Annotated in this window: 27 protein-coding genes; 12 read left to right on the top strand and 15 right to left on the bottom strand. The window is 64.6% G+C overall.

Annotated elements, in window-relative coordinates; genetic code table 11:
* Positions 1-42: 42 nt before the first annotated feature.
* Positions 43-1,281, bottom strand: a complete 1,239-nt coding sequence (locus B2V17_RS07650; RefSeq protein ID WP_292996745.1) for a threonine ammonia-lyase — start codon at positions 1,279-1,281, stop codon at positions 43-45.
* Positions 1,282-1,381: 100 nt separating this feature from the next.
* On the opposite strand from B2V17_RS07650, the gene B2V17_RS07645 reads away from it, so the two are divergent.
* Both B2V17_RS07645 and B2V17_RS07640 read left to right on the top strand, forming a co-directional pair.
* On the top strand, positions 1,382-2,278 hold the full coding sequence (locus tag B2V17_RS07645; RefSeq protein WP_292996744.1) for an NAD(P)-dependent oxidoreductase: 897 nt from the start codon (positions 1,382-1,384) through the stop codon (positions 2,276-2,278).
* Positions 2,275-3,945 (top strand): amidohydrolase, encoded by a 1,671-nt coding sequence (locus tag B2V17_RS07640; protein ID WP_292996743.1) that lies wholly within the window; start codon positions 2,275-2,277, stop codon positions 3,943-3,945. Before B2V17_RS07645 ends, B2V17_RS07640 begins: the two co-directional genes overlap by 4 nt.
* Here B2V17_RS07640 and tatC read toward each other — a convergent pair.
* From tatC to B2V17_RS07595, 9 genes are all read right to left on the bottom strand, one after another.
* A complete protein-coding gene (gene tatC / locus B2V17_RS07635; protein ID WP_292996742.1) occupies positions 3,929-4,744 on the bottom strand; it encodes a twin-arginine translocase subunit TatC in 816 nt (271 codons plus the stop codon). The genes B2V17_RS07640 and tatC overlap by 17 nt on opposite strands.
* Positions 4,744-5,118, bottom strand: coding sequence for a Sec-independent protein translocase protein TatB (tatB, locus tag B2V17_RS07630; RefSeq protein ID WP_292996741.1), 375 nt, complete (start codon positions 5,116-5,118; stop codon positions 4,744-4,746). The genes tatC and tatB overlap by 1 nt, the downstream gene beginning before the upstream one ends.
* 27 nt (positions 5,119-5,145) lie before the next feature.
* Positions 5,146-5,394 carry a twin-arginine translocase TatA/TatE family subunit gene (tatA, locus tag B2V17_RS07625; RefSeq protein ID WP_292996740.1) on the bottom strand — a complete coding sequence of 83 codons (249 nt, stop codon included), beginning with the start codon at positions 5,392-5,394 and terminating at the stop codon, positions 5,146-5,148.
* Between the two features lie 83 nt (positions 5,395-5,477).
* On the bottom strand, positions 5,478-6,035 hold the full coding sequence (scpB, locus tag B2V17_RS07620) for an SMC-Scp complex subunit ScpB (protein ID WP_414690781.1): 558 nt from the start codon (positions 6,033-6,035) through the stop codon (positions 5,478-5,480).
* Positions 6,036-6,091: 56 nt separating this feature from the next.
* Entirely contained in the window at positions 6,092-6,898 is an 807-nt protein-coding gene (locus B2V17_RS07615; protein WP_292996738.1) for a segregation and condensation protein A, read from the bottom strand.
* A 28-nt stretch (positions 6,899-6,926) separates the two neighbouring features.
* Positions 6,927-7,946, bottom strand: a complete 1,020-nt coding sequence (nagZ, locus tag B2V17_RS07610; protein ID WP_292996737.1) for a beta-N-acetylhexosaminidase — start codon at positions 7,944-7,946, stop codon at positions 6,927-6,929.
* A gap of 71 nt (positions 7,947-8,017) precedes the next feature.
* The gene (locus B2V17_RS07605; RefSeq protein ID WP_292996736.1) at positions 8,018-8,740 is read right to left on the bottom strand and encodes an SPOR domain-containing protein; all 723 of its coding nucleotides are present in this window, start codon (positions 8,738-8,740) and stop codon (positions 8,018-8,020) included.
* 2 nt (positions 8,741-8,742) lie between these two features.
* Positions 8,743-10,488 (bottom strand): arginine--tRNA ligase, encoded by a 1,746-nt coding sequence (gene argS, locus B2V17_RS07600; protein WP_292996735.1) that lies wholly within the window; start codon positions 10,486-10,488, stop codon positions 8,743-8,745.
* A gap of 105 nt (positions 10,489-10,593) precedes the next feature.
* A complete protein-coding gene (locus B2V17_RS07595; protein ID WP_292996734.1) occupies positions 10,594-11,244 on the bottom strand; it encodes a hypothetical protein in 651 nt (216 codons plus the stop codon).
* Between the two features lie 80 nt (positions 11,245-11,324).
* On the opposite strand from B2V17_RS07595, the gene ispH reads away from it, so the two are divergent.
* Genes ispH through rnhA form a run of 3 tightly spaced genes read left to right on the top strand, consistent with a single transcriptional unit; the run spans position 11,325 to position 13,701 of the window.
* Entirely contained in the window at positions 11,325-12,287 is a 963-nt protein-coding gene (ispH, locus tag B2V17_RS07590) for a 4-hydroxy-3-methylbut-2-enyl diphosphate reductase (RefSeq protein WP_292996733.1), read from the top strand.
* Positions 12,287-13,270, top strand: coding sequence for a homoserine kinase (thrB, locus tag B2V17_RS07585; protein WP_292996732.1), 984 nt, complete (start codon positions 12,287-12,289; stop codon positions 13,268-13,270). The genes ispH and thrB overlap by 1 nt, the downstream gene beginning before the upstream one ends.
* On the top strand, positions 13,267-13,701 hold the full coding sequence (gene rnhA, locus B2V17_RS07580) for a ribonuclease HI (protein WP_292996731.1): 435 nt from the start codon (positions 13,267-13,269) through the stop codon (positions 13,699-13,701). Before thrB ends, rnhA begins: the two co-directional genes overlap by 4 nt.
* On the opposite strand, the gene B2V17_RS07575 is transcribed toward rnhA, so the two are convergent.
* From B2V17_RS07575 to B2V17_RS07565, 3 genes are read right to left on the bottom strand one after another with little or no spacing between them, the layout of a single operon-like run.
* Positions 13,698-13,880: a YegP family protein gene (locus B2V17_RS07575; protein ID WP_292996730.1), complete on the bottom strand. Its 183-nt coding sequence runs from the start codon at positions 13,878-13,880 to the stop codon at positions 13,698-13,700. The two genes, rnhA and B2V17_RS07575, sit on opposite strands and share 4 nt — an antisense overlap.
* 54 nt (positions 13,881-13,934) lie before the next feature.
* The gene (locus B2V17_RS07570; protein WP_292996729.1) at positions 13,935-15,020 is read right to left on the bottom strand and encodes an NAD(P)/FAD-dependent oxidoreductase; all 1,086 of its coding nucleotides are present in this window, start codon (positions 15,018-15,020) and stop codon (positions 13,935-13,937) included.
* A gap of 6 nt (positions 15,021-15,026) precedes the next feature.
* Positions 15,027-15,932, bottom strand: a complete 906-nt coding sequence (locus B2V17_RS07565) for an alpha/beta fold hydrolase (RefSeq protein WP_292996728.1) — start codon at positions 15,930-15,932, stop codon at positions 15,027-15,029.
* Between the two features lie 126 nt (positions 15,933-16,058).
* Here B2V17_RS07565 and B2V17_RS07560 point away from each other — a divergent pair, with 126 nt between their 5' ends.
* From B2V17_RS07560 to B2V17_RS07530, 7 genes are all read left to right on the top strand, one after another.
* Positions 16,059-16,757, top strand: a complete 699-nt coding sequence (locus B2V17_RS07560; RefSeq protein ID WP_292996727.1) for an A24 family peptidase — start codon at positions 16,059-16,061, stop codon at positions 16,755-16,757.
* Between the two features lie 70 nt (positions 16,758-16,827).
* Positions 16,828-17,877 carry a Flp pilus assembly protein CpaB gene (cpaB, locus tag B2V17_RS07555; protein ID WP_292996726.1) on the top strand — a complete coding sequence of 350 codons (1,050 nt, stop codon included), beginning with the start codon at positions 16,828-16,830 and terminating at the stop codon, positions 17,875-17,877.
* A gap of 52 nt (positions 17,878-17,929) precedes the next feature.
* Positions 17,930-19,525, top strand: a complete 1,596-nt coding sequence (locus B2V17_RS07550) for a type II and III secretion system protein family protein (RefSeq protein WP_292996725.1) — start codon at positions 17,930-17,932, stop codon at positions 19,523-19,525.
* Between the two features lie 18 nt (positions 19,526-19,543).
* Complete coding sequence (locus B2V17_RS07545; protein ID WP_292996724.1) at positions 19,544-20,197, top strand: CpaD family pilus assembly protein; 654 nt, start codon at positions 19,544-19,546, stop codon at positions 20,195-20,197.
* A 4-nt stretch (positions 20,198-20,201) separates the two neighbouring features.
* Positions 20,202-21,500, top strand: a complete 1,299-nt coding sequence (locus tag B2V17_RS07540; RefSeq protein WP_292996723.1) for a pilus assembly protein CpaE — start codon at positions 20,202-20,204, stop codon at positions 21,498-21,500.
* Positions 21,501-21,566: 66 nt separating this feature from the next.
* On the top strand, positions 21,567-22,538 hold the full coding sequence (locus B2V17_RS07535) for a type II secretion system F family protein (RefSeq protein WP_292996722.1): 972 nt from the start codon (positions 21,567-21,569) through the stop codon (positions 22,536-22,538).
* A gap of 20 nt (positions 22,539-22,558) precedes the next feature.
* Positions 22,559-23,572, top strand: coding sequence for a type II secretion system F family protein (locus B2V17_RS07530; protein ID WP_292996721.1), 1,014 nt, complete (start codon positions 22,559-22,561; stop codon positions 23,570-23,572).
* A gap of 80 nt (positions 23,573-23,652) precedes the next feature.
* Here the strand turns inward: B2V17_RS07530 and B2V17_RS07525 are convergent, their stop codons facing one another.
* On the bottom strand, positions 23,653-24,666 hold the full coding sequence (locus tag B2V17_RS07525; RefSeq protein ID WP_292996720.1) for a fumarylacetoacetate hydrolase family protein: 1,014 nt from the start codon (positions 24,664-24,666) through the stop codon (positions 23,653-23,655).
* Positions 24,663-25,121, bottom strand: coding sequence for a MarR family winged helix-turn-helix transcriptional regulator (locus B2V17_RS07520; RefSeq protein WP_292996719.1), 459 nt, complete (start codon positions 25,119-25,121; stop codon positions 24,663-24,665). The genes B2V17_RS07525 and B2V17_RS07520 overlap by 4 nt, the downstream gene beginning before the upstream one ends.
* Between the last annotated feature and the right edge of the window lie 44 nt (positions 25,122-25,165).

Here is a 25,165-nt window from a genome sequence, read left to right as displayed (position 1 = left end):
GTGCGGGGCGGACCAGCGCGTTTCGGGACAATGCGCGGCGGCTTAGTTAAGCTCCACCGCCGTCACCGCGTAGCCCTTCTCGCGCAGCGTCTCGACCAGCGAATCGAGCTGTTCCTTGTCTCGGGCCTCGCATTCGATGTCGGTAATCAGGCCCTTGGCCGGCAGATGGGTGAATATCCGCTGGTGGTAGATTTCGATGATGTTGACGTTGTGGCGATCGAATTCGCGCATCACCTTGAACAGCGCTCCAGGACGGTCCTGCAGGGTCAGCCGCAGCCGGGCGAGACGGCCCGAGCGGGCCAGATCGCGCAGCAGCACGTTGGCAAGCAGCCGGGTGTCGATATTGCCGCCGGTGATCGGAATGCCGATCTTGCGGCCCTTGAACCGCGCCGGATGGGCCAGCACCGCAGCAAGTCCCGCTGCACCGGCGCCTTCAGCCACGGTCTTTTCGATCTGCAGCAACAGCGAAACCGCGCGCTCCAGCGAGCCTTCGTCAACCAGCACGATATCGTCGAGCAACCCGCGCAGGGTGCGCGAGGTGAACACGCCCGGCTCCTTCACCGCGATCCCTTCGGCCAGGGTGTCGCCGCCACAGGGCAGATCGTTGTGACGCAGTCGGTTGTACATCGAGGGGAACAGCTCTGCCTCAACCCCGATCAGCGCGATTTCCGGCTTGATCGCCCGCGCCGCCACGCCCATGCCCGAAGCCAGCCCGCCCCCGCCGACCGGGATCACCAGCATGTCGAGATCGGGCACGTCTTCGAGCATTTCGAGCGCGACGGTGCCTTGCCCGGCGGCAACCAGCGGATCGTCGAACGGGTGGATGAAGGTCATGCCCATTTGCCGTTCCATCGCGCGGGCGTGGGCATAGGCCTCATCAAAGGTTTCGCCTTCGAGCACGACCGTGCCGCCGACCGCTTCGGTCTGCATGATCTTCACCGTCGGGGTCGGGCGCGGCATAACGATGGTGACCGGAATCCCGAGCCGCTTACCGTGATAAGACAGCCCCTGGGCGTGGTTGCCCGCCGAGGCGGCGATCACGCCGCGCTGGCGCTGGTCTTCATTGAGGTGCAGCAGCGCATTGAGCGCCCCGCGCTCTTTGTAGGCGGCGGTGAACTGCAGGTTCTCGAACTTGAGCCAAACGTCGGCTCCAGTAATCTCGCTGAGGGTCCGGCTGTAATCGCAATCGGTGCGCACCACGGCACCTTCGATCCGGGAGGCGGCCGCCCGGATATCCTCGATAGTTAGCTGATCGGCTACGGTTTGAACGGGTTCGGTCATCACGAGGGGCCGTAACGCAAAGCGGGCAGCGGGGAAACCTGCAAATGCTTTCGCCGATGCCAGCTTTGCTTTAGGCAAAAAGCCGCTAAACACGCGGCCTATGACCACGCCCCTCAATGTTTCGTTCCTGGGCCTTGGAGTGATGGGCGGCGCGATCGCGCGGCACATCGGCAAGGCCGGACATAGTCTGACGATCTATAACCGCAGTCCCGACCGGGCGAAGCGCTGGCAGGAAGCAAATCCCGGGCTGGCGGCGCGCGTCGCGCACAGTCCGGCCGAAGCCGCCGAGGGGGCCGATGTGGTGCTGACCTGCGTCGGCAATGATGATGACCTCGCCGATGTGGTGCTGGGCCCGACCGGCGTGTTCTCTGCCATCCGCCACGGCGCGACCTTCATCGATCACACCACCGTTTCGGCCCGGATCGCGCGGCAGATCGTGGTCGAGGCCCGCGATCTGGAAGTGCACTGCGTCGATGCCCCGGTTACCGGCGGGCAGGCCGGAGCCGAGAACGGCACGCTGACGGTGATGTGCGGCGGCCGCGCCGAAGCGATCGAGGCCGCGCGCCCGGTGATGGAAGCCTATACCAAGCGGATCGTCCATGTCGGCAAGGCCGGGGCCGGACAGACCACCAAGATGGTCAACCAGATCGCCTTTTCCGGGATCCTCGCCAGCCTGTCGGAAGGGCTGCGCTTTGCCGAAGCGGCGCACCTCGATCTCGACAAGGTCTACGAAGCGATTTCGGGCGGGGCCTCGCAAAGCTGGCAGATGGACAACCGCTGGCACACCATGGCCAAGGACGAGTTCGATTTCGGCTTCGCGATCGACTGGATGCGCAAGGACCTCGGCCTGACGCTGGACGAGGGGCGCTCGCTGGGCGTGTCGCTGCCGGTAACCGCGCTGATCGATCAGTTCTATGCCGAAGTGCAGGCGATTGGCGGCGGGCGGCAGGATACTTCGGCGCTGGTCCGCCGCCTGCCGCGCAAGGGCAAGGCATGAAGGCGCTGTTGCTGGGCGCCGCAGCGGCGTTGGCTTTTTCCACCCCCGCCCTGGCCGATACGCTGGTCGACAACGTCGATGGCGTGACGATTGACGCGACCGGCGGGATCGACCGCTTCACCGGACTGCTGATCGCCGACGATGGCCGGATCAAGCAGGTCCTGCACCGCGGCGACAAGCGGCCCGAGCGGCCAACGTACAAGGTCGACGGCAAGGGCCGCTTCATCATCCCCGGGCTGATCGACAGCCATGGGCATGTGATGGGGCTCGGCTTTTCGGCGCTGACGCTCGATCTGACCGAAGCGAAATCGTTGCCCGATGCGCTGGCCCGGATCGCGGACTATGCCAAGGCGCATCCCGACCGCCCGTGGATCATCGGGCGCGGCTGGAACCATGAATTGTGGCCGGAAAAGCGCTTTCCGACCGCCGCCGAACTTGATGCCGTGGTGCCCGATCGGCCGGTCTGGCTGGCCCGGGTCGATGGCCATGCCGGCTGGGCCAATTCGAAGGCGCTCGCCGCCGCAGGGGTCGTCGCGACCACCAAGGACCCGGCCGGCGGCAAGATTGAGCGGATCATGCCGGGCGGCAAGCCCGCCGGGGTGCTGATCGACAATGCCATGGAACTGGTCGAGACCAAGATCCCCCCGCCCCGCCCCGAAGATCGCGACTTGGCGCTGGCCAAAGCGCAGGACATCCTGCTGTCGCGCGGCGTGACCGCGATTGCCGACATGGGCACCTCGATCGACGACTGGCAGGCCTTCCGCCGCGCCGGCGATTACGGCACGCTGCGGATCCGGATCATGGCCTATGCCAGCGGGACCGAGCAAATGGCGCTGATCGGGGGGCCTGGCCCATCGCCCTGGCTCTATGACGACAGGCTGCGGCTCAATGGGGTCAAGCTCTATGTCGATGGTGCACTCGGCTCGCGCGGAGCCAGTCTCAAGGCGCCCTATGCCGATGCGCCGGGCAGCAAGGGCCTGCGGATCACCGGCGACACCCCGCTCAAGAACCTGATGAGCCGCGCCGCGCTCGACAAGTTCCAGGTCGCGGTCCACGCGATCGGGGACGAAGGCAACGCGGCCGTCCTCTCCGCAATAGAAGATCTGAGCGCGACCTATGGCGGTGACCGGCGCTGGCGGATTGAGCATGCCCAGGTGGTCGACCTGGCCGACATCGTCCGGTTCGGCAAGCACGGGATCATCGCCTCGATGCAGCCGGTCCATCAGACCAGTGACCGCGAAATGGCCGAAAAGCGGCTTGGCCCGGCGCGCCTCGGCGGAGCCTATGCGTGGAAATCGATCCAGGCCAGCGGCGCGCGGATCGTGTTCGGATCGGACGTGCCGGTGGAAGCGGCCGACCCCTTCGCCGGCTGGGCCGCCGCGATCAGCCGGACCGGTCCGGACGGACAGCCACTGGGCGGCTGGCAGGTGCAGGAACGGGTGACCCGCGAGGAAGCCTTTGCCGCCTATACCGCGAGCGGCGCCTATGCCGGCTTTGCCGAAGGGCGGTTCGGACGGCTGGTGGCGGGCGAGCGGGCCGATTTCCTGTTCATCGACCGTGATCCGTTTCTGGCCAGCCCGGCCGAACTTCGCGCCACCAAGGTGATCGAGGTCTGGGTTGGCGGGCGAAAGGTGTGGGATTCGGTTGCGGTCAGAGCGGTCCCATAAGGTCGGTTGACGGCGCGACGGGTTCTTCCGCAGCGGCAATTTCTGCTTCCTTGCGCTCACCCAGCCACATGATCAGCAGGCTGCCTTCGAACAGCAGCCACATCGGCACCAGCAGCATCAGCTGCGAAACCACATCCGGCGGGGTGATCACGGCAGCAATCGCAGTAATCGCAACGATCACATAGCGCCGCATCCCGATTAGTTGCTGGCGCGAAACGATCCCGGCGCGGTTGAGCAAGAGCAGCAGCACCGGCAACAGAAAGCTGATCCCGAAGGCCAGGATGAACTGCATCACCAGCCCGAGATAGTCACCGGCCCCCGGCAGCGCCTCAACCTCGAGCCCGCCCTTCTGGCCCTGAAAGCCCAGCATCCACTTGAAGGCCGTCGGCATGACGATGAAGTAGGCCAGCGCCCCGCCCGAAGTGAACAACACCGGGGTCCACAGCAGGAACGGCAGGAAGGCCTTCTTTTCCTTGGCATAGAGCCCGGGCGCGACAAAGGCCCACAGCTGGTTGGCGATTACCGGGAACGAGACGAAGAATGCTGCGAACAGCGCCACCTTCAGCTCCACGAAGAAGGCCTCGTAAAGCTTGGTGTAGATCAGTTTGCCTTCGCCCGGTGGAAAGGCTTCGGTCAGCGGGCGGATCAGGAAACCGAGGATGTCACTGGCGAAATAGAGGCACACGCAGAAAGCCAGGCCCAGCGCCAGGATCGCGCGGATCAGCCGGGTGCGCAGTTCGACCAGATGGTCCATCAGCGGCGCCTGGCTCTCGTCGATGTCGTCGACTTGGAACACCATCAGCCAGCCTTCTTGCGCGGCTTGGCGGTACGCTTGGGCTTTTCAGTAACCGGAGGGGCCTTGACCGACGATTGAGCAGGCGGCGAGGGCATGGTGCCCGGATCTTCGCCGACCAGCGCAGCCTCGGCCGAAGCGGTAGGCGGATGCGAGGCCATAATGGCCTCGTTCTGCTCGCGCCACTTGTTCTCCATTTCTTGAAGCTCGGCTTCGCGGATCATGTTCTCAACGCCCGAGCGGAAATGTCCGGATATCCGCCGGACCTTGCCGATCCACTGTCCGGCAGTACGCAGCGCGCGCGGCAGCTCCTTCGGGCCAATTACTACGATCGCAACGATCGCAGTGAGCAACATTTCATCCCAGCCGATATCGAACATGGCTTGTTCCCGCCTGAAAGCGGCGGATTACTGCGGGGTGTTCTTGGTCGGATCGACCACGGTTTCGCTATTGATCGTCGCCTGGCCAGCGGGCGGCGGCGGAATCTGACCCGCGGGCGGCTCCGGCTTCACTTCCTGGCCTTCTGACAGACCCTTCTTGAAGCTGCTGACGCCCTTGCCAAGATCACCCATCATTTCGGAGATCTTGCCCCGACCGAACAGGACCAGCACCACGATGGCCAGAATTACCCAATGCCCAATTCCACCGAAACCCATCGAAAAACTCCTGATCCATGCGGGGCTGACGCCCGGTTCGCCCCATCAGCGGCAATGTAGGCCATTCGTGGACGATTTGCGAGTCAGTCCGGCGCTTCCGCTTCGGTTTCATCCGAATCGTTGTCGGCGGCCTCTTCCTGCTTGCCAACCGTGTCCATCGCTTCGGCCAGCGCATCCTCAACCGGATCGAGCAGACCGGCGGCGCGCAGTTCGTCGATCCCCGGCAAGTCGCGGCGGCTTTCCAGCCCGAAGTGGCTAAGGAATTCGGGCGTGGTTGCATAGATCACCGGACGGCCCGGCACTTCGCGGCGACCGACGATCCGGACCCAGCCGGCCTCCATCAGCACATCGAGGGTGCCCTTGGCGGTCTGCACGCCGCGGATCGATTCGATCTCGGCCCGGCTGACCGGCTCGTGATAGGCGACGATCGCCAGCACTTCGGTGGCAGCGCGCGACAGGCGGCGGACCTCCTCGCGCTCGCGCCGGAGCAGGTGGGCGAGATCGGGTGCAGTCTGGAAATGCCAACGCTTCCCACGCTCGACCAGTTGCACCCCGCGTTCACGGTACTGCACCTCAAGCTGTACCAACGCGTCCTTGACGTTTGCCCCGCCCAGATGAGTCGAAATTGCCTCGGCCGTCATCGGCTCTTCAGCAGCGAACAGCGTGGCTTCAACCGCGCGGACCAGATCGTCGGGCCTCACGCCTTGATTCCCCGCAGCATCAGCGGGCCGAAGACGCTATCCTGCTGCAATTCGGCCTTGCCCAGCCGGGCCAGTTCCAGCGCCGCGACAAAGCTGGAGGCCATGGCCGAGCGGCGCAGCTTCGGATCGGCGTGCGGCGGCAGAAAATCCTTGAGCTCCATCCAGTCAAGATTGACGCCGAGCATGGCCGAGACCCGGCTCAGCGCCGAATCCAGCGTCATCACCATCCGGTCGCGGACCATGTGGACCACTGGCGCTGTGCGCGCCTTGACCTGGCCATAGGCCTGGACCAGCGCGAACCAGTCACACTGCCACTTGTTCTTGCGATCGACCCTCAGGCCCTCGGGCGCACCACGGCGGAACACATCGCGGCCCAGCCGGTCACGCCCCATCAGCCGCGCTGCGGCATCGCGCATCGCCGCCAGCCGTTGCAGCCGCAGTTGCAGACGCAGCGCCAGTTCCTCGGGACTGGGATCGACCTGTTCGTCGCGCGGCAGCAGCAGCGCCGACTTCAGGTAAGCCAACCAAGCCGCCATCACCAGATAGTCTGCCGCAAGCTCGAGCCGCAGCGCCTCGGCCTGTTCGATATAGGTCAGGTACTGATCGACCAGTTCGAGGATCGAGATTCTTCGCAGATCGACCTTCTGGCGCCGGGCCAGATCGAGCAGCAGGTCGAGCGGGCCTTCCCAGCCATCGAGCTCAAGATAGAGCGCCTGGTCCTCGCTCGCCGCCGTGGCGACGCCTTGCCATTCATCCTCGGCAAAGCTGACCGCAGGGCTGTCGATCAGGCCTTCCTCGCTCATCGCCGATCACCCTGAGCTTGTCGAAGGGTCACGCCGCCGTCTCCGCCAGAGCCAGCAGCGCATCGCGCTTGGCAATCAATGCGGACTGGTCGCCCTCTGAATTGTCGAGACGGGTGAACGAAAGCGTTCGAGCCAGCCGCTCGGCAGTTTTCTCGTTCATCGTGGGCAATCGCTCACAAATTCCGATCATGTCGTCCATCCGGGCCCAGCAATTGAGGGCCAGATCGCAGCCCGCCGCGACCGACCTTTCCGCGCGTTCGGGCACCGTGCCGCTGAGCGCCTCCATATCGAGATCGTCAGTGAACAGCAGCCCATCGAACCCGATCTTTCCGCGAATGATCTGTTCGATAATGAACAGCGATTGGGTCGCCGGGTTTTCCGTGTCCCAGGCGGTGAACTTGAGGTGGCCGGTCATTCCCGACGGGGCATCGTTCAGCGCGCGGAACGGGGCGATATCGGCCTCCAGTTCAGCCTCGCACTCCGCCACCGTCGGCATCGCCTTGTGGGTATCGCAAGTGGTGCGGCCGTGGCCCGGCATGTGCTTGATCGTGCCGGCGATCCCTGCCCGGGCAAGGCCATCGAGCACTGCCCGCCCGAGCGCGGCGACGCGCAGCGGTTCATGCCCCATGGCGCGGTCTCCGATCACGTCGTGCGCGCTTTCCTGCCGCACGTCGAGCACCGGCGCATGGGTGCAGGTGATCCCAACTTCGGCCAGGTCGATCCCCAGAGCCTCGGCATTGGCCCGCGCCGCCTCGATCGCGCTGGCGGGGGCCACATCGTAAAGCCGGTCAAACGCAGCCCCAGCGGGATATTGCGGCCAGACCGGCGGCTTCATCCGCTGGACCCGTCCGCCTTCCTGATCGATCGTGATCAGCAGCTTCTCGCGCCCGTGGATCTCGCGCAGCGCATCGGTCAGCCCGCGCAGCTGTTCGCGGCTTTCAACGTTTCGCCCGAAAATGATGTAGCCGGCCGGGTCCGCCTCACGGAAAAAGGCCCGCTCGTCGGCGGTCAGCACCAATCCGGAAAGGCCGAAAATCGCGGGTGTCATGGTGCCTTCAGGGTCGCAGCTACGCGCGCCCGTGGCAAGCGCGCGCAGTGCAATCCGTGTGGATTATCGCCTCATTTGACCTGGCAGGAGATTCCAGCGGACTTGAGCCTACCGCAAAGGGCATTGGCCGCTGCGGTATCACCAGCCACCGCCTGCAGGCGATAGATCGTGCCATTGTCGGCGCTGCCTTCGATCACCCGATGCGAAACGCCCGAAAGCGCGCCATTCGCCTGGCCAACCAGCTTGGACCAGCCTGCTTCGGCGGCCGCCTTGGACGAAAACGCCCCGACCTGCACGCCGGTCCCGCCGCTGGGCGCAGCCGGAGCCGTGTTGACCGAAGGCTTGGCCTTGGGATCGGCATTCGGCGCAGGGGCCGGCGCGGCCTTGTCCGCTCCGCCCAGCTGGGCCGGGCGGTTCTGCCCTTCGGATACCGCAAAACTGGTATCACCGGTGCCATCGAACTGTTTGCCGCCAGGATCCTTCGGCGCTTCCTTGTAAGCGCCGCTTTCGGCGGGAACCAGGCTGCCATCGGCAACCAGCGCGGGATCGGGGTTGCGGTTGGTTGCCCACCAGATGCCGCCAACTATCACCACCAGAGCGAGTAGCCCGGCGAGCACCAGCTTCATTAAGCCGCTGCTTTCATTGCCATAACCCTCGTACTCATCGTCCTCGGCGCTTTCCAGCCAGGGCAGCCGATCATCCTCGTCGGCCAGAGCGAGCTGTTCGGTTTCCAGCGGCTCGCCTTCGCCGTCCTGCCACTCTTCGCCTTCGCGCGTCCCCTCGGTGCCCGACATGGCTACATCTCCTCTACTGCCTCTACGCCGAGAATGGCGAGGCCGTTGCGGACAATTTGCCCGATTTGGCTGACAAGATAAAGCCTTGCGCTGGTCAGTTTGCCATCTTGTGCCACGATGAAGCGCTTTTCGGGCCTGTCGTTGCCGAGATTCCAGTAAGCATGAAAGGCCCCGGCAAGCTCATATAGATAAAATGCCACCCGGTGCGGTTCGCGCGCGGCAGCGGCGGCTTCGACCAGCCGCGGGAACTGTGCGGCGAGTTTGACCAGCTCCAGCTCTTCCTCGCCGAGCTGCGCCAGATCAGCCTCGCCCGGCGAAAAGCCCTCGCCCGCAGCCTTGCGCAGGGTCGAATGGATCCGGGCGTTGGCGTACTGGACGTAGAAAACCGGATTGTCCTTCGATGCTTCGACCACCTTGTCGAAATCGAAGTCCATCTGGGCTTCGGGCTTGCGGGTCAACATGGTGAAGCGGACCACGTCCTTGCCGACCATCTCGACCACATCGGCAAGCGTCACGAAGTTGCCCGAACGCTTGGACATCTTGAACGGCTCGCCGCCCTTGAGCAGCTGGACCATCTGTACCAGCTTGACTTCGAACGGTTTTTCCTGCCCCGCCCCCAGCGTCATCGCGGCGACCGCGGCCTTGATCCGCTTGACCGTACCGGCGTGATCCGCGCCCCAGATATCGACCAGCGCGTCGGCGCTGCGGGCCTTTTCGAAGTGATAAGCCAGGTCGGCCCCGAAATAGGTCCACGATCCATCGCTCTTCTTGATCGGGCGGTCCTGATCGTCGCCGAACTGGGTTGAGCGAAACAGCGGCAGCTCGACCGGCTCCCAGTCGTCGAGGGTCTTGCCCTTGGGCGCCTCGAGGTGACCGTCATAGACCAGGCCCTGCGCCCGCAGCCAGGCCTCGGCCGCCTCGGGCTTGCCCGAAGCCTGCAGGTCCGCTTCGGACGAGAACAGGTCATGCCGGATGCCGAGCAGGGCCAGGTCGGCCTTGATCTGCTCGAGCATGGCGGCGACCGCACGGGTCCGGAAGGCGCCGAGCCACTCGCTTTCCGGGGCCTTGGCAAAGCGATCGCCGAATTCGGCCGCCAGCGCTTCGCCAAGCGGAACCAGATAGTCGCCCGGATAGAGCCCTTCCGGGATCGCGCCGACCGCCTCGCCCAGCGCTTCGCGGTAGCGCAGATGAACCGAGCGGGCGAGCACATCGACCTGCCCGCCGGCATCGTTGACGTAATATTCGCGGATCACCTTGTGCCCGGCCCATTCGAGCAGGCTGGCCAGCGCATCGCCGACCACCGCGCCGCGGCAGTGGCCCATGTGCATCGGTCCGGTCGGATTGGCCGAGACATATTCGACGTTGACAGTGCTGCCCCCGCCCACGCCGGAGCGGCCATAATTCCCCGCCAGCTCGGCAATCGTCCGCAGTTCGGCGATCCAGGCAGCCGGGGCAATCCGCAGGTTGATGAAGCCGGGCCCGGCGATTTCGGCCGAGACCACGTCGGGAATCTTCTTCAGTTCCGCGACCAGTGCTTCAGCCAGCGCGCGCGGCTGGGTCCCGGCCGGCTTGGCCAGCACCATCGCAGCGTTGGTCGAGAGATCGCCGTGCGAAGGATCGCGCGGGGGTTCAAGCGTGATCGGCGCGCGGTTGAGCCCGGCGGGCAGCGTGCCCGCTGTTTCCAGCGCAGCGAGCGCGTCGGCGATGTGGCCGGCAAAGGCGGAATAGATGGTTGTGCTATCGGTCATCGAACGGGTTCTCAGGTTTGGCCAAAGGGCCACGCAACGAAAGCGCCCCTACCGCCTGGGCGGGGGCGCGGCAAGCAAGGAGGGGCGCGCCGCAGCGCGCCCGCATCATCGCGTGGCGTTGTAAGTTAGCTGGTCCTGGTTCAGCTGGAAGCCGACCAGAACTTCGAAGGTGGCCCGCGCGATCGCGGCCTTGACGTCGGGCTGCGACAGCGGATCGACCGCCGCGTCTTCTTCACCGGCGCGGCGCTTGCGGGTGATCCGTTCGCGGATTTCGGAAGGCAGGCTGGCTTCGGCCTTGTCGACAAAGGCGCCGCCCTGGCCGCTGGCCTGAGCGCGTTCCTGCCCGTCGGCGAAATTCAGCGTGACCTGGCCAACCCGCTTGGTGATTACCGCGCGGCCGCCGCGCAGGACGGTAACGAAATAGGGCACCGTCACCTGCCGCGCGCCGCGCACATCGGTGCGCTTGGCCAGCACGTCGAAGGTCACGCTGGTGTAGACTTTCTCACCGCTGTCGTTGCACTGGCTGCGCACGTTTGTCATCGCCGCGACGACGTCGACATTGGTCGCGCTGGTATCGCCAGGCGTGCGGAACATCGTGATATCGCCGGTGTAATCGGGAATGCCGACCGCCGGACAGGCGGTGCGGAAAGCCTGGATGCCGACGCCTTCATCGATGATGATATCCCCGGACGAGCGGCAGCCCGCCAGCGCGGCGGCCACGGCAAGGGCGGAAATCAGGCGGAATCGAGCGGTCATCGAGGCGTCCTTGGGGTAAGGCTGTGGTCTTCGTGTGCATGCCCTAGCGGCGCGCAAAGCAAAGCGCTAGGGGGGCGAAGATGAACGCGCCCTTTCTGCCCGGTGAAAAGCCCCCCTTGCGCCTGCTGCTGGCCGCACCGCGCGGTTTCTGCGCCGGGGTGGACCGGGCGATCGACATCGTCGAGCTGGCGCTGGAGCGCTATGGCGCGCCGGTCTATGTCCGGCACGAGATCGTCCACAACCGCTTCGTGGTCGATAGTCTGAAGGCCAAAGGCGCGGTCTTCGTCGAGGAGCTGGACGAGGTTCCGGACGGATTTCCGGTGGTATTCAGTGCCCACGGCGTGCCCAAGGCGGTGCCGGCCAAAGCGACCGAGCGGGGGCTGGACTGGCTGGATGCGACCTGCCCGCTGGTTTCCAAGGTTCACCGCCAGGCCGAGCGGCAGATCGAAGCCGGGCGGCACATCCTGTTTATCGGCCATGCCGGGCACCCCGAAGTGGTCGGAACGATGGGACAGGTACCCCAGGGCACCATTACGCTGGTCGAAACGGTCGAGGACGTCAGCAATCTGAGCTTTGCCGACGAAACCCGGTTGGCCTTCCTGACCCAGACCACCCTCTCGGTCGACGATACCGCCGAAGTCGTCACCGCGCTGCGCGCTCGCTTCCCGCAGATCGTCGGGCCCAAGGCCGAAGACATCTGCTATGCCACGTCGAACCGTCAGGCGGCGGTCAAGACGATCGCCCCGCAGTGCCAGCTGGTGCTGGTGATTGGCGCGCCCAACAGCTCCAATTCGGTGCGGCTGGTCGAAGTGGCACAGCGCTGCGGTGCGCGCGGCATGCTGATCCAGCGCGCCAGCGAGATTGCGCCGGAATGGCTGGATGGCGTCGAAACCCTGGGGCTCACCGCCGGAGCCTCGGCACCCGAAGAGCTGATGAAGGAAGTGATCGACCGGATCGCGACCCTGCGCGAAGTCACGATTGAACAGGTCGTCACCGCCGAGGAGAAGATGGTGTTCAAGCTGCCCCGCCAGCTGGTCGACTGATGGCGGTCTATACCCATCTCGGGGCCGAAGATCTGGCCGGGCTGATCGCCCATTTCGATGTCGGCGAACTGACCAGCGCCAAGGGCATTGCCGAGGGCGTGTCCAATTCCAACTGGCTGATCGAGACCACCGGTGCAAACGGCACAGGTGCCCGGTTTATCCTGACCATGTACGAATTCCGGATTGAGCTGGAGGATCTGCCGTTCTTCCTGACGCTGCTCGATCACCTCGCCGCCAAGGGCTGCCCGGTGCCGCGCACGATTCATGACCGGGATGGCGCGTTGTTCCGGATGATCGATGGCAAAGCCGTCGCCCTGATCGAATTCCTGCCCGGCGTGTCGGTCAGCCACCCGACGGCGGCGCAGGCCCGCGCGGTCGGCCGGGCGCTGGCCCAGCTGCACCTCGCCAGCGCCGATTTCGCCGCCAGCCGGGCCAATGCGATGGGCCTGGCCGAATCCCGCCGCCTGGCCACGGCTTGCGGGCACGAAGGGATGGCCAGCATCGATCCGGAACTGGCCGCGCTGGTCGAGCGCGAGCTGCCGCTGCTAGAAGCGGCCTGGCCGGCCCAACTGCCGCGTTCGGTGATCCATGCCGACCTGTTCCCGGACAATGTCCTGATGCTGGGCAACCAGGTGACCGGACTGATCGACTTCTATTTCGCCTGCACCGATCTGACCGCTTACGATGTCGCCGTCACCCACGCCGCCTGGTGCTTCGATGGCGAAGGCCGCAATTTCAGCCCGGCGATTTCGGCGGCGTTGCTTGAAGGCTACGAAAGCCTCCGCCCGCTGAGCGAGGCGGAACGCGCCGCGTTGCCTGTGCTGGCCCGTACGGCCGCGCTGCGCTTCACCATGAGCCGCGCTTTTGACTGGCTCAACACCCCTGCCGATGCGCTGGTGGTGCGCAAGAGCCCGTCTGCCTTTGCCCGGCGGCTGGAATTCTATGCCGATCCGGCCAACGCCGCTGTATTCGCGCGCCCGTGAAGAAGGTCGAGATCTTTACCGACGGCGCATGCAAGGGCAATCCCGGCCCGGGCGGCTGGGGCGCGATCCTGCGGATGGGGCACCATGAGCGGGAGCTGTCGGGCAGCGAAGCGCAGACCACCAACAACCGCATGGAATTGAGCGCGGTGATCCGCGCGCTCCAGGCGCTGAAGGAACCGTGCCACGTCCACCTCCACACCGACAGCCGCTATGTGATCGACGGGATCACCAAGTGGATCTACGGCTGGCAGAAGAACGGCTGGAAAACCGCCGCCAAAAAGCCGGTGCTCAATGCCGAGCTATGGCAGGAACTGCTGGCTGCGACCAAGCGTCACCGGATCGAGTGGATCTGGGTCAAGGGCCACGACGGCCATCCTGAGAACGAGCGCGCCGACAAGCTGGCCAGCGACGCGGCGCTGGCAGCGGCCTAATCGGCCGTCTTGTCGACCGTTTCGGCGCCGGGGCCGTTCTTCTTGATCGATTCGACCGCGTTGATCGCGCTGGCCTTGCTGGCATAGCCTTCGGTCCAGAAGATCGTTTCGCTGTTGTAGCAGAAATAGGCGACAAACTCTCCGCCCTTGTTCTTGCGGATTTCAAAACGGTGCGACATCGGCAACCTCCCTGATTCAAACCCTTGTGAGGATAGGGGATTTCCCGCGATTCGCTAGCGGAAACGCGCCGGGCCGTAAGGTGCGGGATCGACTGGCCCGGCGGATTGGTCCAGCAACAAGCGCAAAGCCAGATCGGCCGCCGCAGGTGCAGTCTGGATCCCGAAACCACCCTGCCCGGCAAACCAGAAGAAATCGCGCGCGGCGGGGTCGAAACCGTAGACCGGTAGCCGGTCCGGCGCGAAGGTCCTCAGGCCTGCCCATTTGTGTTCCAGCGCGGCGATCCGCCAATCGACCACCGCCTCAAACCGGTCAATCGCCAGCGCGACGTCGATCTCTTCCGGCGCGGCATCGCAAGGCGGGCTGGGGATTTCATCGTGCGGGCTGAGCCACAGCTTGCCGCTGTCCGGTTTGAAATAGAACGAACCGTCCAGCCCCAGCGTTAATGGCAGATCGGCCGGGACCGGCTGATCCATCCGCAGCTGGGCAACGGTCCGGCGCAGCGGCGCCATGCCGATCGGGGCAAGCCCGGCGGCACCGGCAACCTCGTCAGCCCAGGCCCCCGCGGCATTGACCAACACCCGCGCGGCAAAGCTGCGCCCGTCGTCAAGCGCGATCGCCCAGCCCTCGGCACCATGGCTTGCCGCCGCCAGCCGCGCCCGGCAGAGCAGTTCCGCTCCGTCCCGCCGCGCCTGCGCCAGCCACAGCTGGTGCAGCCCAGCCACGTCGATATCGCTGCAATCGGGTTCATAGGCGCCAAGCTGCCATTCGCTCCGCAGGCCGGGCAGCCGGGCCTCCAGCTGGGCGCGATCCTGCGCTTGGACCCGGACCCCAAGTGCGGAGAATTCGGCCATGAACGCGGCCAACCCTTCCGCCTCGCCCGCTCGCGCCAGAGTCAACGCGCCGCGCGGGCCAAGCAAGCCATGGGCATCGAAGAATGACCGCGAGGCGGTGGTCAGCGGCAGGACCCGCGGCCCGCCATAGCTTTCAGTCCAGAACGCCACCGAACGCCCGCTGGCATGATAGCCGGGGCGATCCTCCGCCTCGAGCAGCAGGACCCGGCCATGCTGCGCCAGCCCCGCCGCCAGCGAGGCTCCGGCGATCCCCGCGCCGATAATTGCCCAGTCGAACCGCTCAGTCATCACCGCTCAGATTGCCGCTACCCGGTTCAGGAACCGGTCGCAGGCGGCCAGCGCCCGGTCCCGCACCGCATCGCCTTCACGCAGGATCTCGTGATGTGCTTCCTTGCCGAAGTGAATCAGTTCGCAATCGCGCAGTCGCGCCGCTGCACGGGCGATCGGCTTGAATCCAACCAGTTTGTCGTTGTCAGTCGCCAGGATCAGGACCGGGGTCTCGATCACTTCAAGCAGGCCCGGTTGGGCCAGCAACCGGACCGAGGCATAGGCCCGCTCAACCCAACCCCACGATCCCGGCCCCATCACCAGCTCGGGCCGTTTTTTCCGCCAGAAGATCTCATCGTTGTAGCGCTCGGCATCGTGCGTGAGCAGGTGAATGCGCGCCTCGGGCGGCTCACCCGGCTTCTCGCTCCACTTCCAGGCCGGACGGCGCGGATCGCCCAGCGCTTTGATCAGCTTCGCCGCCTGGTGCATCACCGCTTCGGGCAAATGGCCGGCACCCAGGTTCAGCATCGGGGCCGAGAGAATCAAGCCGGCGGGATTGACCTGCCGCTCGGCCAGCGCCCGCAGCACCAGATGGCCGCCCATCGAATGCCCCGCCAGCACATGCGGCCCCGGGGTCTCGGCGCACCAGTGCTTCCACAGGGTGGCGAGATCCTCGACCCAGGTCGCAAAATCGTCGATATGGCCGGTTACCGCATCCATGCCTAGCCGGCCCGAGCCGGCCTGCCCGCGCCAGTCCGAAGCGGTTACCCGCCAGCCCTGCCCGTGCCAGTGGTCAAATGTTTCGAGGTATTTCTCGTAGAAATCGCCGCGTCCGGGCAGGAACAGGATCGATCCGCGCGCACCGGTTTCCGGCTCGGGCCAGTCAATCCGCCGCACCTGATGGCCGTCACCGGTCTGCCAATGGCCTTCCACGGCGGCGGCCGGGATCGCCCGGCGATCGCATGCTTGGCGTACGTGGCTAATTCCGGCCTCCTGAGGGTAGTTACTTTTTGGTAAGTCCTGCCCCTTACACGTGCCTCCTGAACCAGGGGGCCATGAATGCCGGACGCCGATTTCCGTTACATTTTGCTCGGGTGCTTGGCAATCGCGCTGGCGGTTGCCGCCGCGACCGATCTTAAGCGCCGCCAGATCGATAACTGGCTGAACGCCGGGGTCGCGCTGGCCGCGCCGCTGTTCTGGTGGGCATCGGGCCTTTCGTTGTGGCCAGGCTTGGCAATCCAGTTCGCCATGGGCCTGATCGTGCTGTTCGGCTTTGCGCTGATCTTTGCCCGTGGCGGCATGGGCGGCGGAGATGTCAAGCTGCTGGCCGCGCTGGCGTTGTGGCTACCGCCGATGGTGTTCTTCTCGGTACTGTTCCTTACTTCGCTGGTCGGCGGAGCCATGTCGATGGTGGCGGGTGCCCGCAACCTTTCGCTTGAGCCCGGCCAGACCGCAAAGCGCCGACTGGCCCTTGCCGCTACCGCGCTTTGGGTCGGCGGATCGTGCTACATCGCCTGGGTTATGAACGGCGGCACGCCGCTCAACGCCTCGGGCCTTTTGCCGGGCGGACTGGTCGCTGCCGCGTTTATCGCCCTGCTGGCGATTACCGCGGCCGGAGCGATGGTCGTCTCGCGCAATCAGAAAAGCCGTCTTCCGGTTCCCTATGGCCTGGCCATTTCGACCGGGGGGCTCCTCGTCCTTCTCACCAACTTTCTGCCGCCGGCCAGAGCTGCATTTGCAGCTTCTGGCCTCGGTTGACCGGATTTTAACCAGTTTGCCCGAATAGACACGGACGTTTTCGGGAATTTTCTAGGGGGCTAGCAAAGCCATGGATAAGAAGAAGCTGTTGCTGCTGATTGGCGCACTGATCGTTGCGGTCGGCACCGCCTTCGCCGCGAGGAGCCTGTTGGCCGGTGCAGGCGCACCGAAAGCCGAGGCCGCCCAGGAAGTGCCCAAGGGGCCCAAGGTGCTGGTCGCCCAGCGCGGGCTTCCGGTCGGCACGATCATTACGGCCGATTCGATTGCCTTCCAGCTCTGGCCCAAGGAAATGGTTCAGGACGCTTACTTCATCGACGGCGAGGCCGACATGAACAAGCTGCTCGGCACCGTAGTCCGCTATCCGATTACTGCCGGCCAGCCGGTTACCCAGGGCGCGCTCGTCGCTCCGGGCGATCGCGGCTTCCTTGCCGCGGCGCTTGGCCCGGGCATGCGCGCCGTGACGATCCCCGTTTCGGCCAAGACCGGTGTCGGTGGCTTCGTTTTCCCGGGTGACCATGTCGACCTGATGCTGACCCAGACGGTTGCGGCCAAGGATGGCGGCAACCCGCTCAAGGCCACCGAAACGATCCTCCGCAACGTCCGCGTGCTCGCCACCGACCAGTCGACCGAAACGACTATCGAAGAAGGCAAGACCGTGGTTCGTGCGTTCCGGACCGTGACCCTCGAAGTTACGCCCAAGATCGCCGAAAAGATCGCGGTGGCCCAGACTATCGGCACGCTCAGCCTGTCTCTGCGCAGCCTGGCTGACAATCAGACCGAGCTTGACCAGGCGATCGCCAGCGGCACCGTCAAACTGCCCGCCGGAGCTACCAAGGAACAGGAAGAAAAGTTCCTGAGCCAGGCGATGAACCGTCCGATCGACGGCGGGGTAACCTTCGTCACCGGCGGCGATGTCTCGCGCTTCCAGCGCCGCACTCCGCCGAACCCGGAACTTACCACCAAGTCGATGGGCTCGCCCTACGGCAACTCGGCTCCGAGCTATCAGCCTGCTGCTCCGGCTCGCGCCAATGGCAACCAGGCCCCCAACATTCGCTCGGCTCCGGTGGTCCGCGTGACCCGCGGCAAGAACACGACCGAAGAACCGGCGGGAGGACGCTGAGATGTTGAGCACCACTTTGAACGCCCGCCCGTTTGCCACGAAAGGCAAAACCATGAACCGCCTTGCCATAACCCTGCTTAGCGCCGCCTGTGCGGTGGTGCCCTTCACCCTGGTATCGGCTGACAAGGCCGAAGCCCAAATGGTGAGCCGCCCGGCCAACGACGTCGTGATCTCGATCGGGCGTGGCCAGCTGGTCACCGTCGGCGGGGTCATGGCCGATGTCTTCGTCGCCGATGAGAAGGTCGCCGACGTGCAAGTCAAGTCGCGCAACCAGCTCTATGTCTTTGGCAAGGGCGGCGGCGAAACCACCGTCTATGCCAGCGACGCGGCCGGCAACGTGATCTGGTCCGCTAACGTACGGGTCGGCTCGAACATCGACAGCGTCGATCAGATGCTGCGAGTGGCGATGCCCGATGCCAAAATCACCGTTTCGACCATCGGCACCAACACCTTCCTGCTGACCGGGACGGTCGGCGCGCCGGAAGACGCGGCCGAAGCGCAACGCCTGGTTTCGGCCTTCGTCGGCAAGGAAGCCAACGTCATCACCCGCCTGAAAATGGCAACGCCGCTGCAGGTCAACCTGCACGTCAAGTTCGCCGAAGTCAGCCGCACCCTGGTGCGCGACATCGGGACGAATTTGACCTCGATCGATGGTAGCAGTGGCTTCCAGTTCGGGATTAGCCAGGGACGCAACTTCTCCCCGCGCCAGTATGCCGGACCGGGCCAGACCCTCGGCATGGGTCAGAGCGTGACAACGACGCTGCCCAACGGAACGTCGGTTGAAGGCACCAGTGTGACGCAGATCTCGAACGGGGCAACCCTTGCCGCTCAAGGAAACCTGTTCGGACTTAACCTGTTGGGCGCGCTTGACCTTGGCGAAACCCTGGGCCTCGTGACCACCCTGTCGGAACCGAACCTGACCGCACTGTCGGGCGAGACCGCCGATTTTCTGGCGGGGGGTGAATATCCGATCCCGGTCAGCCAGGGCCTGGGCACCACCTCAATCGAATACAAGCGCTTCGGGGTCAGCCTGAGCTATACGCCGACCGTGCTTTCGAACGGCCGCATTTCGATGCGGGTTCGCCCGGAAGTCTCGGAACTGTCGAGCCAGGGTGCAGTCACAGTCAACGGCTTTCAGGTTCCGGCGCTGACAGTGCGCCGTACCGAAACCACGGTCGAGCTCGGCTCGGGCGAGAGCATGATGATCGCCGGCCTGATGAGCAACGGTGCCCAAAGCACGATCAAGAAACTGCCCGGTGCGGGCGACTTGCCGATCGTTGGTGCGCTGTTCAAGTCCACCAGCTTCCGCAAGGGCGAGACCGAACTGGTGATCGTCGTGACTCCCTACCTGGTCAAGCCGGTCAATGCGAGCGACATCAAGCTGCCGACTGACGGCTACCAGAACCCCAACGTCGCCCAGCAGGTGCTGGGCAATCAGGAAAACGCTGGCAAATCGGGTGCCTCACGCCCCGGCCCGACAGCTGGCCCCGACCAGAATGGCGCACCGCCGCCGCGTGTGGGTGATCTTGATGTGCCCGGACCGCTGCAGAACCCGCGCCCCGGCGCTGGGGAAAAGGGCGAATCCAAGGGCAAGCGTCGCAGCAAGTCCGGCGATAACGCCGACACTGCGCCCGGCTTTGATCTGTGATCTGAGAGAGGAAGACCCATGCGTAATCCCATTTCGAAAAAGACGCTAACTTCGGCCCTCTCGGCCTCGCTGGTTCTGGTCCTTGGTGGCTGCGGCGGCATGGCCAGCAACAGCCAGCTCGACAGCGTCCACCAGCCGGTGGTCAGTCGGACCAATTACACGCTCGACATCAGCGCCGGACCCGGTGGGGTCTCGATCCCCGAACAGCGTCGTCTGGCCGGCTGGTTCGAAGCGCTCGATCTGCGTTACGGCGACCGGATTTCGGTCGATGATCCAATGCGCAGCAGTGCATCGCGCGCCGCGGTCGAGGGCATTGCCAGCCGCCATGGCCTGCTGGTTGGCGATGAGGCACCGGTTACCCCCGGCGCGGTTTCGCCGGGCACAATCCGGGTCGTGGTATCCCGCTCCAGCGCGACCGTTCCGGGTTGCCCGGACTGGTCGGTGAAGAGCGAGACCAACCTCGCCAATGGTACGAGTTCCAACTACGGCTGCGCCAGCAATGCCAATATGGCGGCGATGGTGGCCGATCCCGAGCATCTGCTGAAGGGCGCCTCGGGCACCGGGACCACCACAGTGATGAGCAGCACCAAGGCCATCGAATCTTATCGCGAAGCCAAACCGACCGGCGAACAGGGCCTGTCGAAGAATTCCACTCAGAACGGGGGGAAGTAAGGTCATGAATGCCCCTTGGAAACCAGGCGCACCGGGCAACCGCGACGCTTTCAATGCCTTCATCTGCGACGACGCGGCACTCGATGTCCTGCGCCCCGTGGTGATCGAAATGGGCTGGCAGCCCGAGAAGTGCAACAAGGGCGGCCTGCGCAATGCGGTCCAGTCCCTGTCGATCTCGGCCAGCCCCAATATCCTGATGGTCGACCTGTCGGAAAGCGGCGATCCGCTGAGCGACATCAACGCCCTGGCCGAGGTTTGCGAACCCGGCACGGTGGTGATTGCAGTCGGCCAGGTCAACGACGTGCGGCTTTACCGCGACCTGTTGGCCAGCGGGATTCACGATTACCTGCTGAAGCCGCTCTCGCCGGGTCAGGTCCGCGACGCGCTGGTCAATGCCCAGGCGGTGTTCGCTTCGCCCAAGGCTCACGATCCGTCGGTGGCAAAGCGCCACATCTCAACCGCGGTCATCGGCACGCGCGGCGGGGTTGGCGCTTCGACCATCGCTACTTCGCTGGCCTGGCTGTTCAGCGCCGACGAGAAGATGCCGACCGCGTTGCTTGACCTTGATGTGCACTTCGGCACCGGCGCGCTGGCGCTCGATCTCGAGCCGGGCCGCGGCCTGACCGACGCAATCGAGAACCCGGGCCGGATCGACGGGCTGTTCATCGAGCGCGCGATGATCCGCGCCAATGACAATCTGGCGATCCTTTCGGCCGAAGCGCCAATGAATACGCCGCTGATGACCGACGGCGCCGCTTTCGTGCAACTGGAGGAAGAATTCCGCCAGGCGTTCGAAATGACCGTGATCGATCTGCCGCGCAACATGCTGATCAACTTCCCGCATGTGCTGGCTGACATCAACGTCGTGCTGGTCGTGGCGGAAATGACGCTGGCTTCGGCCCGCGACACGATCCGGATCCTTTCGTGGCTCAAGACCAATGCCGGACATGTCCAGCCGGTCGTGATCGCGAACAAGGTCCAGGCGGGTGTTGCCGAGATCAGCAAGGCCGATTTCGAAGCTTCGATCGAGCGCAAGATCGGCTTCACCATCCCCTACGACATCAAGGCCGCAACCAATGCTGCCAAGCTGGGTCAAACCTTTGCCGATGCCAACCGCACGGCCAAGGCCGGCGTGGCGATGCGCGAAGTGGCCAAGGCTGTGATGGGCGTGGGCGAAGGCGACTTGATCGACGAACCGGGCAAGGCAAAGACCTCGCTGCTCGGCAAGCTCGATCTCAAAGGCATGCTTTCGAAGAAGCCCAAGGGCGCGCCTGCCAAGGCACCGGCCCCTGCTCAAGCGTAATTCCAGGTCTCAATCCCGGGTCTGCCCTGCGGCAGGCCCGGATCCTAGCAAAGGTGTAAGGCAGCGATGAATATCACCCAGCTACTGCTGATTGCCGTGGGCTTGATGAGCTTCATGGTGCTGGGCTATCTTGCCTTTGCCGGGCCGTCTGCGGCCAAGGAAAGCGCGCGCCGCCTCCAAGCGGTTCGCTACCGGCACTCGGAAAGCACGGTCGACAAAGTCGAAGCCCAGCTGAAAAAGGCGGTCGCCGCCCGTAAGCCGAAGATGCACCACATTGCCGGCTCCGAATCGCGGGTTGCCGCGCTGGCGCTACGGCTTCACCGAACCGGTAAACCCTGGACCCTATCGCAGTACGCCTATGCCTCGGCTGGGCTTGCACTGGCGGTAGCGGTAATCATTTTCCTCAAGACCGGCAGTGCTGCATTGTCGCTGGGCATTGGTCTGCTGATGGGTGCGGGGATTCCGCACATGGTCGTCGGCTTCTTCATCAAGCGTCGCAGCAACGCCTTCACCACCAAGTTTCCGGACGCAATCGAACTGCTGGTGCGCGGCCTGCGTTCGGGTCTGCCCGTCACCGAAACTCTTGGCGTCGTCGCCAGCGAAGTACCGGGGCCGGTGGGCGAGGAATTCAAGCTGGTGACCGAGCGGATCAAGATCGGCAAGACCATGGAGGATGCCCTCCAGGAGACCGCCGACCGGCTCAACACGCCCGAATTTAGCTTCTTCTGCATCACCCTGGCAATTCAGCGTGAAACCGGGGGCAACCTCGCGGAAACGCTGTCGAACCTGGCCGACGTGCTGCGCAAGCGGGCTCAGATGAAGCTCAAGATCAAGGCGATGAGCTCTGAATCGAAAGCGTCAGCCTATATCGTGGGTTCGCTGCCGTTCATCGTCTTCACGATGATCTATTGGATCAACCCCAAGTATCTGGGCGGCTTCTTTACCGATGATCGCCTGATCGTGACCGGCCTTGGCGGTCTGGTGTGGATGAGCATCGGCGGCTTCATCATGGCCAAGATGGTCAGCTTCGAAATCTGAGCGAGGGAAAGTAAGCGATCATGTTCAACACCCCGCCCGGACCCACGCTCCTCGGCTTCGACGTCCTCTGGATCGGATCGATCCTGGCCGGTCTTGCTGCAGTTGCCGTGCTTTTCGCAATCTACACTGCGATCACGATCCGCGACCCGATGCAAAAGCGCGTCAAGGCGCTCACCGATCGGCGCGAACAGCTCAAGGCCGGGATTGTTACCCAGAGCGCGAAGAAGCGTGCCAGCCTGGTTCGCAAAAGCGAAACCACTGACAAGATGAAGGAAACGCTGAGCTCGCTGAAGGTCCTTCAGCAGAGCCAGCTCGAAATCATCATCCAGAAGCTTGCCCAGGCCGGGATCCGTCGCAAGGAACTCGCCGTCGTAGTGGTCTTTGCCCGCATGGTCCTGCCGATCGTGCTGGGCGGGCTTGCCGCCTTCATGATCTATGGCATCAACTACTTCCCGACCTGGGGCGGAATGAAGAAGCTGATGGCCTTCGCCGCCATGGTCGGCTTTGGCTACAAGGCCCCGGAAATCTATATCGCCAACCTGATCTCCAAGCGTACCGATGCGATCCGCAAGGGCTTGCCCGACGCGCTCGACTTGCTGGTGATCTGCGCCGAAGCCGGCCTTACGGTCGACGCCGCGTTCAACCGCGTCGCCCGCGAACTGGGCCGGGCCTATCCGGAACTGGGCGACGAATTCGCCCTGACCGCCATCGAACTGGCCTTCCTCGGCGAACGCCGTATGGCGTTTGAAAACCTGGCGTACCGCGTCAATCTGGAAGCGGTGAAGGGCGTGACCACCACCATGGTTCAGACCGAACGCTATGGTACGCCACTGGCCTCGGCGCTGCGCGTGCTCTCCGCCGAATTCCGCAACGAGCGCATGATGCGTGCCGAAGAAAAGGCCGCGCGTCTGCCCGCGATCATGACCGTGCCGCTGATCCTGTTCATTCTGCCGGTGCTGTTCGTCGTGATCCTTGGCCCTGCGGCCTGCTCGATCGCGGATGCCTTCGCGTCGAAACCGGGCGGTCCGAAGTAAGGTCCAACCCAACCGCCGGACACAGAAAAGGCCGGAGCACGATTGCCGCTCCGGCCTTTTTCATTTGCGGCCTAGCCGGATCAGGCGTTGGGAGGCGCAACCACCTGCTCGATTGCGCCGAAGATCGTGTGCCCGGCATCGTCCTTCATCTCGATCCGCACCGTATCGCCATAGCGCAGGAACGGGGTCTTCGCCTCACCCGTGGCGATGGTTTCGACCATCCGCTGCTCGGCGATGCAGGAATAGCCGCGTCCGCCCTGGCCGCACGGACGGCCCGGCGATCCATCCGGGTCGCGGTTCGAAACCGTTCCCGATCCGATGATCGATCCCGCGCCGATCCGGCGTGTCTTGGCCAGGTGCGCAATCAGCGTGCCGAAATCGAAAGTACATTCCTCGCCCGCTTCGGCCCGGCCGAACGGCTGCCCATTGAGATCTACCGCGAGCACCCGGTTTAGCCGCCCACCGCGCCAGGCATCGCCCAGCGCATCGGGGGTTACAAACACCGGCGAAAAGTGGCTGGCGGGCTTTGACTGGACGAAGCCGAAGCCCTTGGCCAGTTCGCCGGGGATCAGGTTGCGCAAGGATACGTCGTTGACCAGGCCGACCAGACGGATGTGATCGAGCGCGGCCTCCGCCGAAACGCCTTGCGGGACATCGCCGGTCACCACGCAGATTTCCGCTTCCATGTCGCAGCCCCAGGCTTCGTCGGCGAGCGTGATCGGCTCACGCGGGCCGCGCAGATCGTCGCTCCCGCCCTGGTACATCAGCGGATCGTGCCAGAAACTGTCGGGCAGCTCGGCCCCGCGCGCCTTGCGGACCAGCTCGACGTGATTGACGTAGGCGCTGCCATCGGCCCACTGGAAAGCGCGGGGCAAGGGCGCAGTCACCCGCCGCTCGTGAAACCGTTCGCGCGGGATCGAACCATATTCGAGTTCGGTCGATAGCGTGCGCAGCGACGGCTCGTAACGGTCCCAATCGTCGAGCGCGGCCTGCAGGGTCGGGACCAGGTGGTCGGCCGCAGCATACCAGGCAAGATCGTTGGAAACGACAACCAGGCAACCGTCACGGCCCTGCGGTAAAGAGGCAAGCTTCACTTCGTTTTTCCTTCTTCGAGAGCCTCGGCACTGGCGTTGATACGGTGCAGCAACGAAACGAATTGCACGCGTTCCTCGGCGTTAAGCGGCGTCAGCAGGCGCTGCTCAATCTCCAGCGCATGGGGCATGATCTTGCCGTGCATGGTCTTGCCCGATGCGGTCAGCTCAAGATGGTGCGAACGCCCATCCTGGGCGTTGGGGCTGCGCCGGACCAGACTGCGTTCCTCCAGCACCTTGCAGGCCCGATTGACCGCCACTTTGTCCATCCGGGTCGCGTGGACCAGTTCGCGCTGGGTATGAGCACCCGAATCACCGAGCACCGCCATCACCCGCCATTCCGGAATCTTCAGTCCGTATGTAGAGCGATACTCGTCCGCGATCAGATCGCTGACCGCATTGGTTGTGACCGACATCAGATAGGGAACAAAATCGGCAAGGCGGGTCGGATCAGGCATGGCGAGTTGGTTCCTGTTGCAACCAATTCGCTAAGGGCAAGCGC

This window comes from Novosphingobium sp. UBA6272 (genome assembly GCF_002440635.1).
Classification (GTDB): Bacteria; Pseudomonadota; Alphaproteobacteria; order Sphingomonadales; family Sphingomonadaceae; genus Novosphingobium.
The sequence above is the reverse complement of the archived record's forward strand: the minus strand, read 5'-3'. Positions and strand labels throughout refer to the sequence as shown.

Coding starts and splice junctions, on each gene's coding strand:
- thrB (WP_292996732.1), top strand. CDS start 12,287: ATGGCGGTCTATACCCATCTCGGGGCCGAAGATCTGGCCGGGCTGATC.
- scpB (WP_414690781.1), bottom strand. CDS start 6,035: ATGACGGCCGAGGCAATTTCGACTCATCTGGGCGGGGCAAACGTCAAG.
- B2V17_RS07570 (WP_292996729.1), bottom strand. CDS start 15,020: ATGACTGAGCGGTTCGACTGGGCAATTATCGGCGCGGGGATCGCCGGA.
- nagZ (WP_292996737.1), bottom strand. CDS start 7,946: ATGACACCCGCGATTTTCGGCCTTTCCGGATTGGTGCTGACCGCCGAC.
- B2V17_RS07645 (WP_292996744.1), top strand. CDS start 1,382: ATGACCACGCCCCTCAATGTTTCGTTCCTGGGCCTTGGAGTGATGGGC.
- tatA (WP_292996740.1), bottom strand. CDS start 5,394: ATGGGTTTCGGTGGAATTGGGCATTGGGTAATTCTGGCCATCGTGGTG.
- B2V17_RS07540 (WP_292996723.1), top strand. CDS start 20,202: ATGAATGCCCCTTGGAAACCAGGCGCACCGGGCAACCGCGACGCTTTC.
- B2V17_RS07530 (WP_292996721.1), top strand. CDS start 22,559: ATGTTCAACACCCCGCCCGGACCCACGCTCCTCGGCTTCGACGTCCTC.
- B2V17_RS07550 (WP_292996725.1), top strand. CDS start 17,930: ATGAACCGCCTTGCCATAACCCTGCTTAGCGCCGCCTGTGCGGTGGTG.
- B2V17_RS07595 (WP_292996734.1), bottom strand. CDS start 11,244: ATGACCGCTCGATTCCGCCTGATTTCCGCCCTTGCCGTGGCCGCCGCG.
- B2V17_RS07535 (WP_292996722.1), top strand. CDS start 21,567: ATGAATATCACCCAGCTACTGCTGATTGCCGTGGGCTTGATGAGCTTC.
- B2V17_RS07605 (WP_292996736.1), bottom strand. CDS start 8,740: ATGTCGGGCACCGAGGGGACGCGCGAAGGCGAAGAGTGGCAGGACGGC.
- ispH (WP_292996733.1), top strand. CDS start 11,325: ATGAACGCGCCCTTTCTGCCCGGTGAAAAGCCCCCCTTGCGCCTGCTG.
- B2V17_RS07560 (WP_292996727.1), top strand. CDS start 16,059: ATGCCGGACGCCGATTTCCGTTACATTTTGCTCGGGTGCTTGGCAATC.
- tatB (WP_292996741.1), bottom strand. CDS start 5,118: ATGTTCGATATCGGCTGGGATGAAATGTTGCTCACTGCGATCGTTGCG.
- B2V17_RS07650 (WP_292996745.1), bottom strand. CDS start 1,281: ATGACCGAACCCGTTCAAACCGTAGCCGATCAGCTAACTATCGAGGAT.
- B2V17_RS07615 (WP_292996738.1), bottom strand. CDS start 6,898: ATGAGCGAGGAAGGCCTGATCGACAGCCCTGCGGTCAGCTTTGCCGAG.
- argS (WP_292996735.1), bottom strand. CDS start 10,488: ATGACCGATAGCACAACCATCTATTCCGCCTTTGCCGGCCACATCGCC.
- tatC (WP_292996742.1), bottom strand. CDS start 4,744: ATGGTGTTCCAAGTCGACGACATCGACGAGAGCCAGGCGCCGCTGATG.
- cpaB (WP_292996726.1), top strand. CDS start 16,828: ATGGATAAGAAGAAGCTGTTGCTGCTGATTGGCGCACTGATCGTTGCG.
- B2V17_RS07520 (WP_292996719.1), bottom strand. CDS start 25,121: ATGCCTGATCCGACCCGCCTTGCCGATTTTGTTCCCTATCTGATGTCG.
- B2V17_RS07545 (WP_292996724.1), top strand. CDS start 19,544: ATGCGTAATCCCATTTCGAAAAAGACGCTAACTTCGGCCCTCTCGGCC.
- B2V17_RS07575 (WP_292996730.1), bottom strand. CDS start 13,880: ATGTCGCACCGTTTTGAAATCCGCAAGAACAAGGGCGGAGAGTTTGTC.
- B2V17_RS07640 (WP_292996743.1), top strand. CDS start 2,275: ATGAAGGCGCTGTTGCTGGGCGCCGCAGCGGCGTTGGCTTTTTCCACC.